Genomic DNA, 14,960 nt, shown 5'->3' on the forward strand with positions numbered 1-14,960 from the left:
TCACTCCGCCGGGGTGCCGTTCCGTCCCTTCAGCCAGCGCCAGAAGTGGATCAACGGCCAGCGCAACACGCTGGCCCCCGCCGCCAGTATCACCAGTCCCCAGATAGGGCCGCTTTGCGCGGTGACCCAACCGACCAGCGGGATGCCGATGGCGATCAGCACATAGGCCGCGCGCCAGTGGTGATCCTTGCTGGGAAACATGGCGATGACATTTGCCACCACCAGCCACAACAGCGCGGCTGTCAGCGCCGGGGTCATGCCGCTTTCCCGACCAGCTTGGCGGGCAGGTTGTTGGCCCAGGTGCTGATCGTACCGGCCCCAAGGCACACAAAGATATCGCCCGGCCGCGCCTGTTCGCGGAACAGCCGCGCCAGATCGGCCTCATCCATCACCGCGCGGGCGTGGCGATGGCCATGGGCAATCAGCCCGGCCACCAGATCATCGCGACTGGCCCCCGGAATTGGCTCTTCTCCTGCCGCGTAAACCTCTGAAATCGCAACCACATCTGCCTCGTTAAAGCAGGTGCAGAAATCTTCGAACAGGCTCGACAACCGGCTGTATCGGTGCGGCTGATGCACCGCGATCACCCGACCCTTGGTCGATTGCCGCGCCGCGCGCAGCACCGCCGCGATTTCGACCGGGTGGTGGCCGTAGTCGTCGATGATGGTCACGCCATTCACCTCGGCCACTTTGGTAAAGCGTCGGTTGACCCCGGCGAACCCGGCCAAAGCCTCGCGGATCTCGTCCTTCTTCATCCCCAGATGCCGGGCCACCGCAATCGCCGACAACGCGTTCGACACGTTGTGATCGCCGGGCATCGGCAGCACGCAACCTTCAATTTTCGAACCTTCGTCCTCGTTGTTCAGCAGCACATCGAACAAGGCGCTGCCATTTTCGAACCTCAGGTTCACCGCCCGCACATCGGCCTGCGCGTTGAAGCCAAAGGTCACGATCCGACGATCCGCCACCCGGCCCACCAGCGCCTGCACCTCGGCATGATCGGTGCAACACACCGCCAGCCCGTAAAACGGAATGTTCGACACGAAATCGAGGAAGCCTTTGCGCAACGCGTCAAAGCTGCCCCAATGCTCCATATGCTCGGGGTCGATATTGGTGACAATCGCAATCGTCGCCGGCAGGCGGTTGAACGAGCCGTCAGACTCGTCCGCCTCCACCACCATCCACTCGCCAGCCCCGGCGCGGGCATTGGACCCATAAGAATGGATCACCCCGCCGTTGATGACGGTCGGATCAAACCCGCCCTTGTCCAGCAGCGTCGCCACCATCGTCGTCGTGGTGGTCTTGCCATGCGTGCCCGCGACCGCAATGTTGGACCGCATCCGCATCAGTTCCGCCAACATCTCGGCCCGGCGCACCACCGGCAACTTGCGCCGCCGCGCCTCTTCCAGCTCCGGATTGCCCTTCTTGATGGCCGAAGAAATCACGATCACCGCAGCAGCGCCGATATTCTCCGCCGCCTGCCCCTCAAAAACCGTGGCGCCCAGCGACACCAGCCGGTCGGTAATCTTGCTGGCCTTGGAATCCGACCCCTGCACGGTATAGCCCAGCGTCATCAGAACTTCGGCAATGCCTGACATGCCAATGCCGCCGATCCCGACAAAATGGATCGGCCCCAGTTCAAGGGGAAGTTTTGTGGCCGCATTCATTGCGGGGCTCCTTCTGCGAGGGCTTCGACAAGCGCCACCAGACGTTCGGTGGCATCGGGACGACCCTGCGACAAGGCATTGGCGGCCATCCGGTTGGCGGCGTCGGGTTGCGACAGCACCGCCGCCATGTGGCCGCTGAGGCTTTCCGCGTCAAGCACCTTTTCCGGGATCACAATTGCGGCATCCGCCGCCGCCAGCCCGCGCGCATTGGCGGCCTGATGGTCGCCGGTCGCCGCCGCATAGGGGATCAGGATCGCCGGACGCCCGATCACCGAAATGTCAGCAATCGACGACGCCCCCGCGCGCGAGATCACCAGCTGCGCCTCTGACAAGCGCGCCGGAATGTCGCTGAAAAACGGCTTCACCTCGGCCCGGATGCCCGCCTGCGCATAGGCGTCCACCACGCGGTCCAGATCCTCGGCCCGCGCCTGATGCGCCACGCGCAGATTGCGCCGGATCGCATCGGGCAGCATCGCCACCGCCACCGGCACCACCTCCGACAAGATCCGCGCGCCCTGTGATCCGCCGATCACCACCAAAGACATCGGATAGTCGCCGGGCGCGATATACCCCGCCCCTGCCCGGTCCAGCACCGCCAGCCGCACCGGGTTGCCGGTATGCACGCCGGTCACCCCTTCGGGCAGGTCGGTGGGCCAGGTGCCGCAGGCCACGGTGTCGACCCGGGGCGCAAACAGCTGATTGACCCGCCCCAGCACCCCGTTCTGCTCATGGATCATCCGCGGCCGCCGCAACACCCAGGCGGCCGCCAGCGCCGGGATCGTCGGATAACCGCCGAACCCCACCACCACCGCAGGCCGGTCGCGAATCTGCGCCACCACCGCCCCCAGCACACCGCCCGCGATGCGGAACGGCACAGCAGCCTTGGCCAGCACACCACCGCGCGCAAAGGTGGCCGAGGCCACCTGCTCCACCGCCACCACATGCGGAAAACCGCCCGCATAGCGCGCGCCGCGCGCATCGGTCGACAGCTTCACCCGCCAGCCCCGACGCACCATCGCCTCGGCCAGCGCCTGCGCGGGGAACATATGCCCCCCGGTGCCACCGGCTGCGATCAAAAGCAGCTTTCCCTGTGCCATCAGCGCCCCCTGCGGAGGATATCACCAATCTCACCTTGTGGGCGCGTGCGCGTCAAGGCCAGCAGCATCCCCACCGTGATGCCCGCCGCAATCACCGACGACCCGCCATAGCTGACAAAGGGCAGCGTCATCCCCTTGGCGGGCAACAGCCGCACCGCCACCCCCATGTTGATCATCGCCTGCACCCCAAAGATACAGGCAAGCCCGGTGCCCGCCAGCCGGATGAACGGATCCCGCTCGCGCATCAGCCGGAACAGGCTGCGCACGACGATGGTGCCGTACAGCGCCAGAATGACCAGCACCAGAATAAGCCCGTATTCCTCGGCCGCCACTGCGATGATGAAATCGGTGTGCGCATCGGGCAGGGTCCATTTCACCTGCCCCTCGCCGACGCCGACGCCAAAAAAGCCGCCCTCCTGAATGGCGTTGGTGGCATAGCCGATCTGGCTGCGCGGGTCGATCTCGGGGTTCAGAAAGCCGTCGATCCGCCGGGCAAAGTGCTCCGAGCTTTCATAGGCGATCGTGCCACCAAAGGTGACTAGCCCCAGAATGATGCCGATCAGCGTGATCGGAGCCCCGGCCACGAAGTAGATCACCCCCCAGCCGAACAGGATCAGCGCCGCCTGACCGAAATCGGGCTGGATCGCCAGCAGCATCACCACCACAAAGGTCAGACCGAACGACACCGATTTGCCGGGCGGCCCGTTCAGATCCTGACTGGCCGCCATCATCCAGGCGACTATCACCATGAAACCGGGCTTGAGAAACTCCGACGGCTGCACCGAGGCAAAGCCAAAACTGAACCAGCGCACCGCGCCCTTGCCAAAATCGGTGCCAAAGAACGGCAGCAGCATCAGCGCCACAAAGGCCCCGGCAAAGCCGATCACGCCCAGACGGCGGATCATCACCGGCGGCATCATCGACACCCCGGCCATCGCCAGCAGCGCGATCACGCCAAACACGGCCTGTCGCTGCACATAATAGAAATCATTCAGCCCGTTGCGGCTGGCCAGCGGCACGCTCGCGGCAAGGCCCAGCAGCAATCCGATGCCAAACAGCACCATGATGGCCGTCAGCGACCATTTGTCGATGGTGCGCCACCAGCGGGGCAACACCGGCTCTGTCACCCGAACGGGACTGGAGCCATAGACCATTTCAGTCATGGGAAAACCGCCTGTAACGTCTGCTCTGCCGATTGCCCGTTTGCCGGGTCTGTCTCAAACTCTAACCAAGAACGCGCCGCAAAGCCAGCGGAAAGCTGCGCCGCGGCGCCCGACATCGCCGCGGACGCGCCGCTCTCTTGGATTGCGCAGCCCGGCCCTCCCCTGACGCCATGGCTTGCCCCCTTGCCAAATACGCCCGCCGGAGACATCGCCATCGGCCCTGCAGCCCCTCGGTGGCAAGACTGCCAGAGGGCGCGCCTGTGGCTTTGGCAGAACCGGGGGCCAGCCCCCGGACCCCCGGGATATTTGGAGACAGAAAATGACAACAGGCGCATCACCGGATGCTGATCCCTATGCCCTGCCACCGCAGGATCGCGACGCAGCCCGCCACGGATCGCGCCTGCACCCTTGACCACCAGAGGCGAGCCCGCATGCCGAACAGACCGCACGACAGGCCCAGATTGCAGCGTGATAGGGCTTCGGGCAGGCCTCCCAATCTCCCCGACACAGCGCCTGCAGAGAGCGTGAAACGCACCGCGCCCCAAGATCAATTCGTTAAAAATGCCTTAAGCCAACACAGCCAATCCCTTGATTCCAAAGGATCATACCGCGCTTCCCGCAGTGTTACATGCCCGGCATTGCTGCTTGCCAAATACTCCCGCCGGAGGCTCTTCCTCAGCCCTCAGGTGCCTCAGCCGCCGATCAGCGCCTGCACCTGCGCCACAAAATCGTCGCCCCGCTTTTCAAAGTTCGGGTACTGGTCAAAGCTGGCCGCCGCCGGGGCCAGCAGCACCACCTCGCCCGCCTCGGCTTCGGCCGCCGCCCGGGCCACGGCCTGCGCCATGGTCTCGCAGATCTCATGCGGGGTCTTGCCCAGCTGCAGCGCAAAGTCGCGGGCCGAATGGCCGATCAGATAGGCCTTTACCACCGCGCCAAGGTGCGGCTGCAGCGCCGTAATCCCGCCGTCCTTGCCCATCCCGCCCGCAATCCAGCGGATGCGCGGGAACGCCTGCAAGGCCTTGGCCGCGCTGTCGACATTGGTGGCCTTGGAGTCGTTGACAAACCGCACCCCGCCGCGCTCGCCCACCAGTTGGCTGCGGTGCGGCAGCCCGGCGAACGAGCCGAACGCGCCCTCGATCATTTTCGGCGCAATCCCCAGCGCCCGGCACGCCGCATAGGCGGCACAGGCGTTCTGGTGGTTGTGGGCACCCGGCAGACCCGACACCTCGCGCAGGTCGATGCTCGCCACCTGCCGCCCCTTGCGCCATTCCGACAGGAATCCCTTGCGGGCAAAGACGCTCCAGCCGAACTGGTCCAGCTTTTGCCCCGACGAGATCCGGATCACCCGGTCGTCCTGCGGCCCCATGCCCATCTGATTGGCCAGAAACTGGCCCTCGACCTCATCCACGCCGATCACCGCGCGGTCTGGCCCGCCCTCGGAAAACAGCCGTCGCTTGGCGGCAAAATAGCCGCCCATGCCGTGATGCCGGTCCAGATGGTCGGGCGACAGGTTGGTGAAGACCGCCACATCCGGCGTCAGCGCCCGGGCAAGGTCGGTCTGGTAGCTGGACAGCTCCAGCACCACCACCTCGCCATCCTGCGCCGGATCAATCGACAACACCCCCTTGCCGATGTTGCCCGCCATCTGCACTGGCCGCCCCGCCACCTCCAGAATGTGGTGGATCAGCGCGGTGGTGGTGGACTTGCCGTTCGAGCCGGTCACGCAGACCACGCGCGGCATGGTCTCGAAATCATCCCAGTCCGAGGCGGCAAAGCTGCGGAAGAACAGGCCGATGTCATTGTCCACCGGCACCCCTGCCTCCAGCGCGCGGGCGAGGATCTTGTTCGGGGCGGGGTAGAGGTGCGGGATGCCGGGGCTGGTGATCAGGCTGGTCACGCCGTCAAAGGCGTTGGCCCGGCCCAGATCGGTGAGGGTGAAGCCCTCGGCCTCCGCCTTGTCGCGCGCCTCGGGGCTGTCGTCCCACAACAGCGGCTCTGCCCCGCCCGCGATCAGCGCGCGGGCGGTGGCGAGGCCGGAGCGGCCGAGGCCCAGAACGGCGACCTTTGCGCCTGCGTAGCCCTTGACTGGAATCATCTGCCGCCCCTTCTGATCTGACCCTCACGGGATAGGGGAACCGGCGGCATCTGGAAAGGGGGCGGCAAGCGCTGCATGCCCGGCGGGCGACAGGCTGTAGCGGCCCTTGGCCGGGTGATCGAACCAGCCGTAGTGATTGTCCCGCAGGATCGCCCCGGCCCTGAGGATGCCGGTGGCCCTGGCAAGCGTGGCGGGGCTGGTGCCGTCTGGCAGCGCGGCAAGGGCAGCGGCGAGGCGCAGGGCATCCTGACGGTAGGCGGTCACCCGCTTCACCCTTGTGGTGCCGCCGATGTTGGGGTCGCCCTGCCGCTTGTGGAACTCGCGCAGCAGCCGCCCGGCTTTGGCCGCGTTCTTGCGCGGCTGATAGGGGGCGGGGTCGAGGTGGGGCTCGACGGTGCCCTCGCGGACGGTCAGCAGGCCGAGGCCGAGGCGGCGCAGCAGGGCGATCAGGTCGCGGTAGCGGTGGGTCCATTTGGCGGGCTGGGGTACGGCGAGGTAGACATGGTCAAACAGCCCCTGCCGCGCCACGCCCTGCAGGATCAGCGGCAGGTTGAGGGCGGTCTTGAGCTCCACGATCAGCGGCGGGTCCGGGTCACGGCAGGCCATCACATCGGCCGCACCGACCTCGGCCTTGACGGTATATCCCTGCGCCTCAAGGAAGGCCTTGACCGGGGGGTAGAGGTCGGACTCTTTCAAAGGGTGCCCACTGTGTTACAGGGATATGGAGTGAGTGATTTCAAGGGGTTGGGGGTGTGGGATTAAGGGGTTGTTAAGATTTGGGGGCAAGGGGTGGCGGGGTGAACCCCGCCCTACCCGTAGGTGGCGCAAGCGCCGGAGTGTGAACGGCGGCATTTGTGGCTGGCGTTGCACCGGGGGTTTCACACCCCCGGACCCCCGTGGGATATTTTCGGACAGAAAATGAGACCGGGAGGGCTTACCGCACCTTCAGCGTGGCGAGGCCGATCAGGGCGAGGATCAGGCTGATGATCCAGAAGCGGATCACGATCTGGGGTTCGGCCCAGCCCTTTTTCTCGAAATGGTGGTGGATCGGGGCCATCAGGAACACGCGTTTGCCGGTGCGTTTGAAGTAGAGCACCTGAATGATCACCGAGAGCGCCTCGACCACGAACAACCCGCCGACGATGGCGAGCACGATTTCATGCTTGGTGCAGACGGCGATGGCTCCCAGTGCTCCGCCCAAAGCGAGGCTGCCGGTGTCGCCCATGAACACGGCGGCCGGGGGGGCGTTGTACCACAAAAAACCCATGCCGCCGCCGAACAGGGCGGCGCAGAAGATGAGGAGTTCCCCGGTGCCGGGGACGAAATGGACGCCGAGGTAATCGGTGTAATTGAAGTTGCCGACCACATAGGCGATCACCCCGAAGGTGCCTGCGGCGATCATCACCGGCATGATGGCTAGGCCATCGAGCCCGTCGGTCAGGTTGACCGCATTGGCGGCCCCGACGATAACGATCATGCCGAAGGGCACGAAGAAGAACGACATGTTCAGCAGCAGGTCTTTCAGAAACGGAAAGGCGAGCTGGTTGGTCAGACCCGAGGGGTGAAAGCTGGCGGCGGCAAAGGTGGCCAGCGCCGCGATGATCAGCCCTGCAGAAAAGCGGACCTTGCCCGAGACGCCCTTGGTGGTCTGTTTGGTGACCTTGGCATAATCATCGGCAAAGCCGATCAGGCCAAAGGCGATGGTGACCAGCAGGACAATCCAGACATAGGGGTTGTCGAGCCGGGCCCACAGCAGGGTGGAGACCAGGAGCGCCGACAGGATCAGGAGGCCGCCCATGGTGGGGGTGCCGGCCTTGGCGAAATGGCTGGCCGGGCCGTCATCGCGGATCGGCTGGCCCTTGCCCTGCTTGCGGCGCAGGATGTTGATCAGGGGCTGGCCGAACATGAACCCAAAGATCAGCGCGGTCAGAAAGGCCCCGCCAGCGCGGAAGGTGATGTAGCGGAACAGGTTGAAGAAATCCCCCCCGGCGGAGAATTCTGTCAGCAGATACAACATTTACGCGGTCCCTTCTGTTGGGGCGGTGCCTTGGGCCATTTTGCGCAGGGCGTCAACGACGAGGCTGACCTTGGAGCCTTTGGAGCCTTTGACCAGCACGATGTCGCCCGCATCGACGAGTTGGCGGGCACGGGGGACGAGCGCGGCGGCGGTTTCCACCCAGTCGCCGCGCTGGCGGAGCGGGAGGGCGGCGTGCAGGACGCGCATGCGCGGGCCGACACAGTGGATGGTGTGGATCGCGGACAGGCCCGGATGGCGGGCGATGGCGGCGTGCAGCGCGGCCTCGGTCTGGCCAAGCTCCAGCATGTCGCCGAGAATGGCGATGCGGCGGCCCTGACCGACCCGGCCGACGCCGTTTTCGGGCTGGGCGGCGATGAGCACATCGAGGCTGGCGGCCATCGAGGCGGGGTTGGCGTTGAAGGCGTCGTCGATCAGCTGAAAGCTGGTCTCGTCCACGCGGTCAAGCAGGATGGTTTCGCGCGTGCCGCGCCCTTTGGGCGGCTGCCAGTTGCCGATGTCGCAGGCGGCGATGGTGGCATCGCAGCCGAGCGCATCGGCGACGGCCAGCGCGCCGAGCGCGTTGAGCGCGAAGTGCTTGCCGGGGGTGCGGACCTTGAACAGCACAGGTGCGCCATTGCGGGTGGCGCGGGCCACAGTGGCGTCGTCGGTGATGTCGGCGTGGTCCATGTGGTACTGTGCGCCGGGGCTGGTGCCGAAGAGGTAGGTGCTTGCACCGACGGATGAGGCTTTGGCCAGCAGGATCGGCGTGGTGGGCAGGTCAGCGTTGAGAATGGCGGTGCCGCCGGGGATCAGGCCATCCATGATCGCGGCTTTTTCATGGGCGATGGCCGCGACATCGGCAAATGCCTCCAGATGCGCCGCACCGACGGTGGTGATCAGGATCACATGCGGCTGCGCCATGCGGGCGAGGGGCGCAATCTCTCCGGGGTGGTTCATGCCGATTTCGATCACCGCAAAGTCGGTGTCGGGCGGCATCCGCGCGAGGGTCAGCGGCACGCCCCAGTGGTTGTTATAGCTGGCCTCGGCGGCATGCACCCTGCCCTGCCCGCCCAGGATGGCGCGCAGCATTTCCTTTGTGCTGGTCTTGCCAACCGATCCGGTGACGCCGACGACCTTGGCCTGCGTGCGGGCGCGGGCGAAGGTGCCTAAGCGTTCAAGCGCTTGCAGCACATCGGGCACGATCAGCAGCGGTGCATCCTCGGTCACGTCTGCAGGGCGGTGGGTGACAAGGGCGGCGGCGGCGCCTTTGGACAGGGCCTGCGCCACAAAGTCGTGGCCGTCGCGCACATCTTTCAGCGCCACGAACAACTCGCCGGGCTGCAGGGTGCGGGTGTCGATCGAGACGCCATTGGCCTGCCATGTGGCGGTGGTTGTACCGCCGGTGGCGGTAACGGCATCGGCGGAGGTCCAGAGCGGTGTGGCTGGCATCAGATCACCCCATCAAGGGCAGCAACGGCGACGCTGGCCTGTTCCACATCGTCAAACGGATAGACCTGCCCCGCGATGGTCTGGCCGGTCTCGTGCCCCTTGCCCGCGATCAGCAGGGCGTCGCCGGGTTGCAGCGCATCGACGCCGCGCAGGATGGCTTCGGCGCGGTCGCCCACTTCGGTCGCGTCCGGGCAGGCGGCCATGATCGCGGCGCGGATGGTGGCCGGGTCTTCGCCGCGCGGGTTGTCATCGGTGACGAACAGCACATCGGCATGCGCGGCAGCGGCAGCCCCCATCAGCGGGCGTTTGGTGGTGTCGCGGTCACCGCCTGCGCCGAAGACGATGATGATGCGGCCCATGACATGCGGACGCAGCGCCTTGAGCGCGGTTTCGATGGCGTCGGGGGTGTGGGCGTAATCGACATAAACCGCCGCGCCATTGGTGCGGGTGGCGGCAAGCTGCATGCGGCCGCGCACGCCGGTCAGTTTCGGCAGGGTGGCGAAGACGGCTTGTGGGTCATCGCCGGAGGCGATGGCGAGACCGGCGGCAAGGGCCACGTTTTCGGCCTGAAACCCGCCGACGAGGTTGAGGCGGGTCATATAGGGCTGGCCTTGCCAGGAAAAGCGCAGATCCTGCCCGGTGGCATCATAGCGCTGCGACAACAGGCGCAGGTCGGCCCCCTGCCCGTGACCGATGGTCATGGTGGGCAGGCCCCGGTCAAGGCACAGCTCGACAATATCCGAGCCGTGCGCGCCATTCAGGTTGACCACGGCCACAGCATCATCGGGCAACAGCCGGGTGAACAGCGCGGCTTTGGCCTCAAGATAGGCCTCCATCGTGTGGTGATAGTCCAGATGATCCTGCGTCAGGTTGGTGAACCCGGCGGCGCAGAGGCGCACGCCATCCATCCGGCGCTGGTCGAGACCGTGGGAAGACGCCTCCATCGCGCCATGGGTAACACCGGCCTCGGCGGCGGCGGCGAGCATCGCGTGCAGGGTGAACGCGTCGGGGGTGGTGTGGGCTGATGGCGCGGTCCATGCGCCCTCGACCCCGGTGGTGCCGATGTTGATGGCGGGATGGTCCAGCGCTTCCCAGATCTGGCGGGTGAAGGTGGCCACCGAGGTTTTGCCATTGGTGCCGGTGACGGCGACCATGCGGGCGGGCTGCGCGCCGAACCAGAGCGAGGCGGCGCGGGCGAAGGCCTCACGCGCGTCTTCGACCACGACGACCGAGACCGGGCCGGGCGGCAACAGGCGCGCGCCTGCGCTGTCGGTCAGGATGGCGTTGGCCCCCTGTTCAATCGCGGTGGCGGCAAAGGTTGCGCCATGCAACCGGCTGCCCGGCAGCGCGGCAAAGAGAAAGCCGGGCTGCACGGCCCGGCTGTCTGCCGTGATGCCGATGATGGCAGGGTTCGCCCCTGCCCTTGGGGTCAGCCCAAGATCTGCCAGTGTCGCGCGGCGCGTTGCCGGATGCGGTGCCATGTCATGTCCCCTCAGTTCCGCACGGCTGTTAGCCTATCCGCGGGGGGAGCTTCAACCATTGGCCGGATGCCCAGCAGGGGCGCGATGCGTCTTGTGATCTCGGCCGCGACCGGAACCGAGGTCCAGCCAGCGGTGCGGCGCGGCTCGGTGCCAGAGGTTTCCACGGGTTCATCAAGGGTGACCAGCACGACATAGCGGGGGTCAGAAGCCGGGAAGACCGAGGCGAAGGTGTTGATCACCTTGTCCTTGTAATAGCCGCCGGTGCGTTTGGGCTTGTCGGCGGTGCCGGTTTTGCCCGCCACCTCGTAGCCCGGCACTTCGGCCATGCTGGCGGTGCCGCGTGTCACCACCTGCCGTAACATCGACACGGCGGCATCGGCCACATCTTCGCGCATGACGCGGGTGCCGGGGCGCGGGCCGGTCTGTTTCATCAGGGTCGGCTTTACGGTGATTCCCCCGTTGGCGATGGTCGCATAAGCCGTGGCGAGGTGCAGCGGGCTGGCCGACATGCCGTGGCCGTAAGAGGTGGTGATGGTGACGATTTCGGGCCAGCGGGCGGGCAGCAGGGGCCGCGCGCCGGGGGCTTCGGTCAGCTCGACCGGGGTGGCCTCGAAAAAGCCCAGCGATTTGAGAAAGGCCTGCTGGCGCAACCCGCCGATCTGCAGCGCCATCTTGGCGGTGCCGACGTTGGAGGATTTGACCATGACATCGGTGACCGACAACAGGGGGCCGTAGTTCTTGCCCTGAAATTCCTTGATGCGGTGCTTGCCCCATTGCATCGGCGCGTTGGCATCCACCATGGTGTCAGGCCCGACAAGGCCGAGTTCCATCGCCTGAGCGGCAGCAAAGATCTTGAAGGTGGAGCCGAGTTCGTAGACGCCCTGCACCGCGCGGTTGAACAGCGGGCTGTCGCCCGGTTCGGCATCTTTCGGCAGCACCGGGTTGGGGCGGTTGTTGGGATCAAAGGCGGGAAGGCTGGCCAGCGACAGAATCTCGCCGGTTTTCACATCCATGATGATGGCGGCGCCGCCCTTGGCGTTCATCATGGTGATGCCGGCGTCGAGGATTTCCTCGACTGCGGCCTGCACGGTCAGGTCGATCGACAGTTCCAGCGGAGTACCGACCAGCGCCGGATCGCGCAGGCGGGCATCCATTGCGCGCTCGACCCCTGCAGTGCCGATGACTTCGGCGGAATGCACGCCTTCGGCACCGAAGGAAGAGCCGCCAAGGATATGCGCGGCAAGCGTGCCGTTGGGGTAAAGCCGCATCTCACGCGGGCCGAACAACAGGCCGGGATCGCCGATGTCGTGGACCTGCTGCATCTGCTCTGGGCTGAGCACCTTGCGCAGCCAGATGAAGCTGCGACCATCTGTGAAACGGCGGGTCAGATCATCGGCTTTCAGCTCAGGGAAGATTGCGGCCAGTTCGGCGGCGACGCGGGGCGGGTCGACCATATCTTTGGGATGCGCATACAGCGCGTGGGTCAGCATGTTGGTGGCCAGCACGCGACCGTTGCGGTCGGTGATATCGGCGCGTTGGGCAAGGATCTCGGCCCCCGAGGCCAATGATCGCGGCTCGGCGGCTTCGCTGGCCGACAGTGCGCCCATGCGGATACCGATGGCGGAGAAGGCCACAAAAAACGAGAACCCAAGGATCAGCAGGCGCACTTCGGCGCGGGTGCGCGAGGCATCGCGCATCTGCTCATGGCGCAGGCGCAGATTTTCGCGCTCGATCACATCGGGGTTTTCGCCCTGGGCGCGGGCTTTGAGAATCCGGGCAAGCGGGCGGAGGGGGGTGCGGGTCATAGCGGTTCCTCCTGCGCGTTCAGCTGACCGTTGACCATGACGGAGTTGTTGATATCGCCGAAGAATTCTTCAACCGCCGGGTAGGACAGGTTGGCGGCATCGCCGAATTGGGTCGGCTCCAGCGGCATCAGGCCCAGACGTTCAAAGTTGAGCGAGGCGAGTTCACGCAGGCGGGCCGGACGGTTCAGATAGGCCCATTCGGCGCGTTGAAGGGCAAGCGCCTCGCGCAGACCGGCGATTTCGGAATTGAGCGCAGAGACTTCGCGCAGGGCCTGACGGGTATCGTAATGCTCACGGTAGGCCCAGAATCCAAGGCCAAGCACGGCGATGAAGGACAGCACATAGATGACGGGGCGCATCAGCGGCGTCCTTTCTTCTGAGGCGGCGGTTCCGGCAGGCCGAGGGCCTGCGGATCGAGGGTCTGGGCGGGCGCTGTGGTGCGGCGGCCAATGCGCAGTTTGGCCGAGCGGGAGCGGGGGTTTTCATCGAGCTCGCGGTCATCGGGGCCGACCGCGCGTTTGGTCACGATGTCAAACCGCGCGGTGTTCAGGGTGGATTGCGGCGCGTAGCGGTTGGTGTTGGGTTCGGTGCCGGAGGCCAGCTGGAAAAAGCGTTTGACGATGCGATCTTCGAGCGAATGGAAGCTGACCACGGCCAGCAGCCCGCCGGGTTTGAGCGCGCGTTCGGCGGCCATCAGCCCTTCGGCCAGTTCGGTGAATTCTGTGTTCACCGCGATGCGGATCGCCTGAAAGCTGCGGGTCGCCGGGTGGCTTTGGCCCGGCTTGGGGCGCGGCAGGCAGCGGGCGACGATCTCGGCCAGCTGCAGGGTGGTTTCAATCGGGGCGCGGCTGCGATGCTCGACAATGGATTTGGCGATCCGGCGCGAGGCGCGTTCCTCGCCGTAGTGATACAGGATATCGGCCAGCCGGGTCTCATCAGCGGTGTTGACCAGATCGGCGGCAGAAGGGCCGTCTTGCGACATGCGCATGTCAAGCGGGCCGTCTTTCATGAAGGAAAAACCGCGCTCGGCCTGATCGAGTTGCATCGAGCTGACGCCAAGATCGAGCACAACGCCATCCAAGGGCGTGTCACTATACTGGTCAAGGTTGGAAAAGGTGCCCGCCACCAGCGTCAACCGGTCGCCATAGGTGCCACGCCAGCTTTGCGCCATGTCCAGCGCCATCGGGTCACGGTCCACGCCGATCACATCGGCCCCGGCATCGAGCAGCGCGCGGGCATAGCCCCCTGCCCCGAAGGTGCCATCCAGCCACAGCCCGCCAATCGGCGCGCAGAGGTCGAGAATGGGGCGCAAGAGCACCGGGATATGGGGGGCGCGACCCTGTTGCTGATCGCCTGTCTCTGCCATCTCACCCGACCTTTGGGTAACGGCCAACCACCGCAAGGGCATCTTCGCCGTCATCATCATCATCTTCGTCGAACACGTCGCGGTAGACATCGCCACGCCACAGCGAGAAGCGGTCAGTCGCACCGGCAAGGGCGGATTCGACGCCCTCTTTGATCATCTCAGGGGTGATGCCCAGTTTTTCACGGACCGGGCCGGGCAGGACAATGCGGCCATCGTCATCAATGTCCACAGTGGCGGAGCGGGTGACCAGATCACGTTCGGCCTTGATCCGGTCTTTGCTGCCTTGGGGAATGGATTCAACCCAGCGGGCCAGCGCATCGGCGCCCGCCATCGAATAGCAGTCGCAGAACTGGCGGCTTTTGCCGCCATAGACGATGACCATACGGGTGCGGGGGGTGTCAGAGGTGCGGGGATCTCCGGCGTCAAGGACACGTCGAAACGGTGCCGGGATCAAGACCCGGGCTTTGGAATCTACCTTTTGGTAGTATTCACCGCGAAACATGTCCGACATATTGCCTGAGCTTGCGCCCGTCCCTTTCCGTCGTTGCCGGCCCCGAAGCAGGAGCCTGAAATGAATACGGCGGACCGAGCTGCTGCCACTGCTCGATCCGCCGCCTGTCCCATCGCTGGGCGTCCAGCTACGCGCGCCACCTGGGGGAGATGTCTGCTCGCTCGCGCGCCGGATCTGTGTTGTCTAAACGGGTTGCCTGTATGAAGCCTGACTGTTTCGCCTGTTTGCGGTCTTGAAGCTGCCGCTGCTGTTCGTACTGCCCGTTTCGATGTAACAAGGGATGCCATGGGATTAGCTGGGAAGCAACGG

General features: G+C 65.6%; 13 protein-coding genes. All 13 read right to left on the reverse strand.

What is annotated here, in order from left to right:
- The 13 genes from D1012_RS13275 to D1012_RS13340 all read right to left on the reverse strand — a co-directional run bounded on the left by D1012_RS13275 (window position 1) and on the right by D1012_RS13340 (window position 14,651).
- The gene (locus D1012_RS13275; protein WP_118153002.1) at window positions 1–258 is read right to left on the reverse strand and encodes a DUF2484 family protein; all 258 of its coding nucleotides are present in this window, start codon (window positions 256–258) and stop codon (window positions 1–3) included.
- A complete protein-coding gene (murC, locus tag D1012_RS13280) occupies window positions 255–1,667 on the reverse strand; it encodes a UDP-N-acetylmuramate--L-alanine ligase (RefSeq protein WP_118153004.1) in 1,413 nt (470 codons plus the stop codon). Before murC ends, D1012_RS13275 begins: the two co-directional genes overlap by 4 nt.
- Window positions 1,664–2,764, reverse strand: coding sequence for a UDP-N-acetylglucosamine--N-acetylmuramyl-(pentapeptide) pyrophosphoryl-undecaprenol N-acetylglucosamine transferase (locus tag D1012_RS13285; RefSeq protein WP_118153006.1), 1,101 nt, complete (start codon window positions 2,762–2,764; stop codon window positions 1,664–1,666). Before D1012_RS13285 ends, murC begins: the two co-directional genes overlap by 4 nt.
- On the reverse strand, window positions 2,764–3,927 hold the full coding sequence (ftsW, locus tag D1012_RS13290) for a putative lipid II flippase FtsW (RefSeq protein ID WP_118153008.1): 1,164 nt from the start codon (window positions 3,925–3,927) through the stop codon (window positions 2,764–2,766). The genes D1012_RS13285 and ftsW overlap by 1 nt, the downstream gene beginning before the upstream one ends.
- A gap of 691 nt (window positions 3,928–4,618) precedes the next feature.
- On the reverse strand, window positions 4,619–6,022 hold the full coding sequence (murD, locus tag D1012_RS13300) for a UDP-N-acetylmuramoyl-L-alanine--D-glutamate ligase (RefSeq protein ID WP_118153012.1): 1,404 nt from the start codon (window positions 6,020–6,022) through the stop codon (window positions 4,619–4,621).
- A gap of 24 nt (window positions 6,023–6,046) precedes the next feature.
- Window positions 6,047–6,718 carry a DUF2161 family putative PD-(D/E)XK-type phosphodiesterase gene (locus tag D1012_RS13305; protein ID WP_118153014.1) on the reverse strand — a complete coding sequence of 224 codons (672 nt, stop codon included), beginning with the start codon at window positions 6,716–6,718 and terminating at the stop codon, window positions 6,047–6,049.
- A gap of 238 nt (window positions 6,719–6,956) precedes the next feature.
- The gene (mraY, locus tag D1012_RS13310; protein ID WP_118153017.1) at window positions 6,957–8,039 is read right to left on the reverse strand and encodes a phospho-N-acetylmuramoyl-pentapeptide-transferase; all 1,083 of its coding nucleotides are present in this window, start codon (window positions 8,037–8,039) and stop codon (window positions 6,957–6,959) included.
- Window positions 8,040–9,488, reverse strand: coding sequence for a UDP-N-acetylmuramoyl-tripeptide--D-alanyl-D-alanine ligase (locus tag D1012_RS13315; RefSeq protein WP_118153019.1), 1,449 nt, complete (start codon window positions 9,486–9,488; stop codon window positions 8,040–8,042).
- Window positions 9,488–10,969 carry a UDP-N-acetylmuramoyl-L-alanyl-D-glutamate--2,6-diaminopimelate ligase gene (locus tag D1012_RS13320; RefSeq protein WP_118153021.1) on the reverse strand — a complete coding sequence of 494 codons (1,482 nt, stop codon included), beginning with the start codon at window positions 10,967–10,969 and terminating at the stop codon, window positions 9,488–9,490. The genes D1012_RS13315 and D1012_RS13320 overlap by 1 nt, the downstream gene beginning before the upstream one ends.
- An 11-nt stretch (window positions 10,970–10,980) precedes the next feature.
- Window positions 10,981–12,774 (reverse strand): peptidoglycan D,D-transpeptidase FtsI family protein, encoded by a 1,794-nt coding sequence (locus D1012_RS13325; RefSeq protein WP_118153022.1) that lies wholly within the window; start codon window positions 12,772–12,774, stop codon window positions 10,981–10,983.
- The gene (ftsL, locus tag D1012_RS13330) at window positions 12,771–13,133 is read right to left on the reverse strand and encodes a cell division protein FtsL (protein WP_118153024.1); all 363 of its coding nucleotides are present in this window, start codon (window positions 13,131–13,133) and stop codon (window positions 12,771–12,773) included. The genes D1012_RS13325 and ftsL overlap by 4 nt, the downstream gene beginning before the upstream one ends.
- Complete coding sequence (gene rsmH, locus D1012_RS13335; RefSeq protein WP_118153026.1) at window positions 13,133–14,140, reverse strand: 16S rRNA (cytosine(1402)-N(4))-methyltransferase RsmH; 1,008 nt, start codon at window positions 14,138–14,140, stop codon at window positions 13,133–13,135. The genes ftsL and rsmH overlap by 1 nt, the downstream gene beginning before the upstream one ends.
- Before the next feature lies 1 nt (window position 14,141).
- The gene (locus tag D1012_RS13340; RefSeq protein ID WP_147335699.1) at window positions 14,142–14,651 is read right to left on the reverse strand and encodes a division/cell wall cluster transcriptional repressor MraZ; all 510 of its coding nucleotides are present in this window, start codon (window positions 14,649–14,651) and stop codon (window positions 14,142–14,144) included.
- Between the last annotated feature and the right edge of the window lie 309 nt (window positions 14,652–14,960).

Source organism: Pseudotabrizicola alkalilacus (assembly GCF_003443995.1).
Lineage (GTDB): Bacteria > Pseudomonadota > Alphaproteobacteria > Rhodobacterales > Rhodobacteraceae > Pseudotabrizicola > Pseudotabrizicola alkalilacus.

What these genes read in the sequence shown, in the direction of transcription:
- D1012_RS13275 (WP_118153002.1), bottom strand. Translation starts at nt 258, where the DNA reads ATGACCCCGGCGCTGACAGCCGCGCTGTTGTGGCTGGTGGTGGCAAAT.
- murC (WP_118153004.1), bottom strand. Translation starts at nt 1,667, where the DNA reads ATGAATGCGGCCACAAAACTTCCCCTTGAACTGGGGCCGATCCATTTT.
- D1012_RS13285 (WP_118153006.1), bottom strand. Translation starts at nt 2,764, where the DNA reads ATGGCACAGGGAAAGCTGCTTTTGATCGCAGCCGGTGGCACCGGGGGG.
- ftsW (WP_118153008.1), bottom strand. Translation starts at nt 3,927, where the DNA reads ATGACTGAAATGGTCTATGGCTCCAGTCCCGTTCGGGTGACAGAGCCG.
- murD (WP_118153012.1), bottom strand. Translation starts at nt 6,022, where the DNA reads ATGATTCCAGTCAAGGGCTACGCAGGCGCAAAGGTCGCCGTTCTGGGC.
- mraY (WP_118153017.1), bottom strand. Translation starts at nt 8,039, where the DNA reads ATGTTGTATCTGCTGACAGAATTCTCCGCCGGGGGGGATTTCTTCAAC.
- D1012_RS13315 (WP_118153019.1), bottom strand. Translation starts at nt 9,488, where the DNA reads ATGCCAGCCACACCGCTCTGGACCTCCGCCGATGCCGTTACCGCCACC.
- D1012_RS13320 (WP_118153021.1), bottom strand. Translation starts at nt 10,969, where the DNA reads ATGGCACCGCATCCGGCAACGCGCCGCGCGACACTGGCAGATCTTGGG.
- D1012_RS13325 (WP_118153022.1), bottom strand. Translation starts at nt 12,774, where the DNA reads ATGACCCGCACCCCCCTCCGCCCGCTTGCCCGGATTCTCAAAGCCCGC.
- ftsL (WP_118153024.1), bottom strand. Translation starts at nt 13,133, where the DNA reads ATGCGCCCCGTCATCTATGTGCTGTCCTTCATCGCCGTGCTTGGCCTT.
- rsmH (WP_118153026.1), bottom strand. Translation starts at nt 14,140, where the DNA reads ATGGCAGAGACAGGCGATCAGCAACAGGGTCGCGCCCCCCATATCCCG.
- D1012_RS13340 (WP_147335699.1), bottom strand. Translation starts at nt 14,651, where the DNA reads ATGTCGGACATGTTTCGCGGTGAATACTACCAAAAGGTAGATTCCAAA.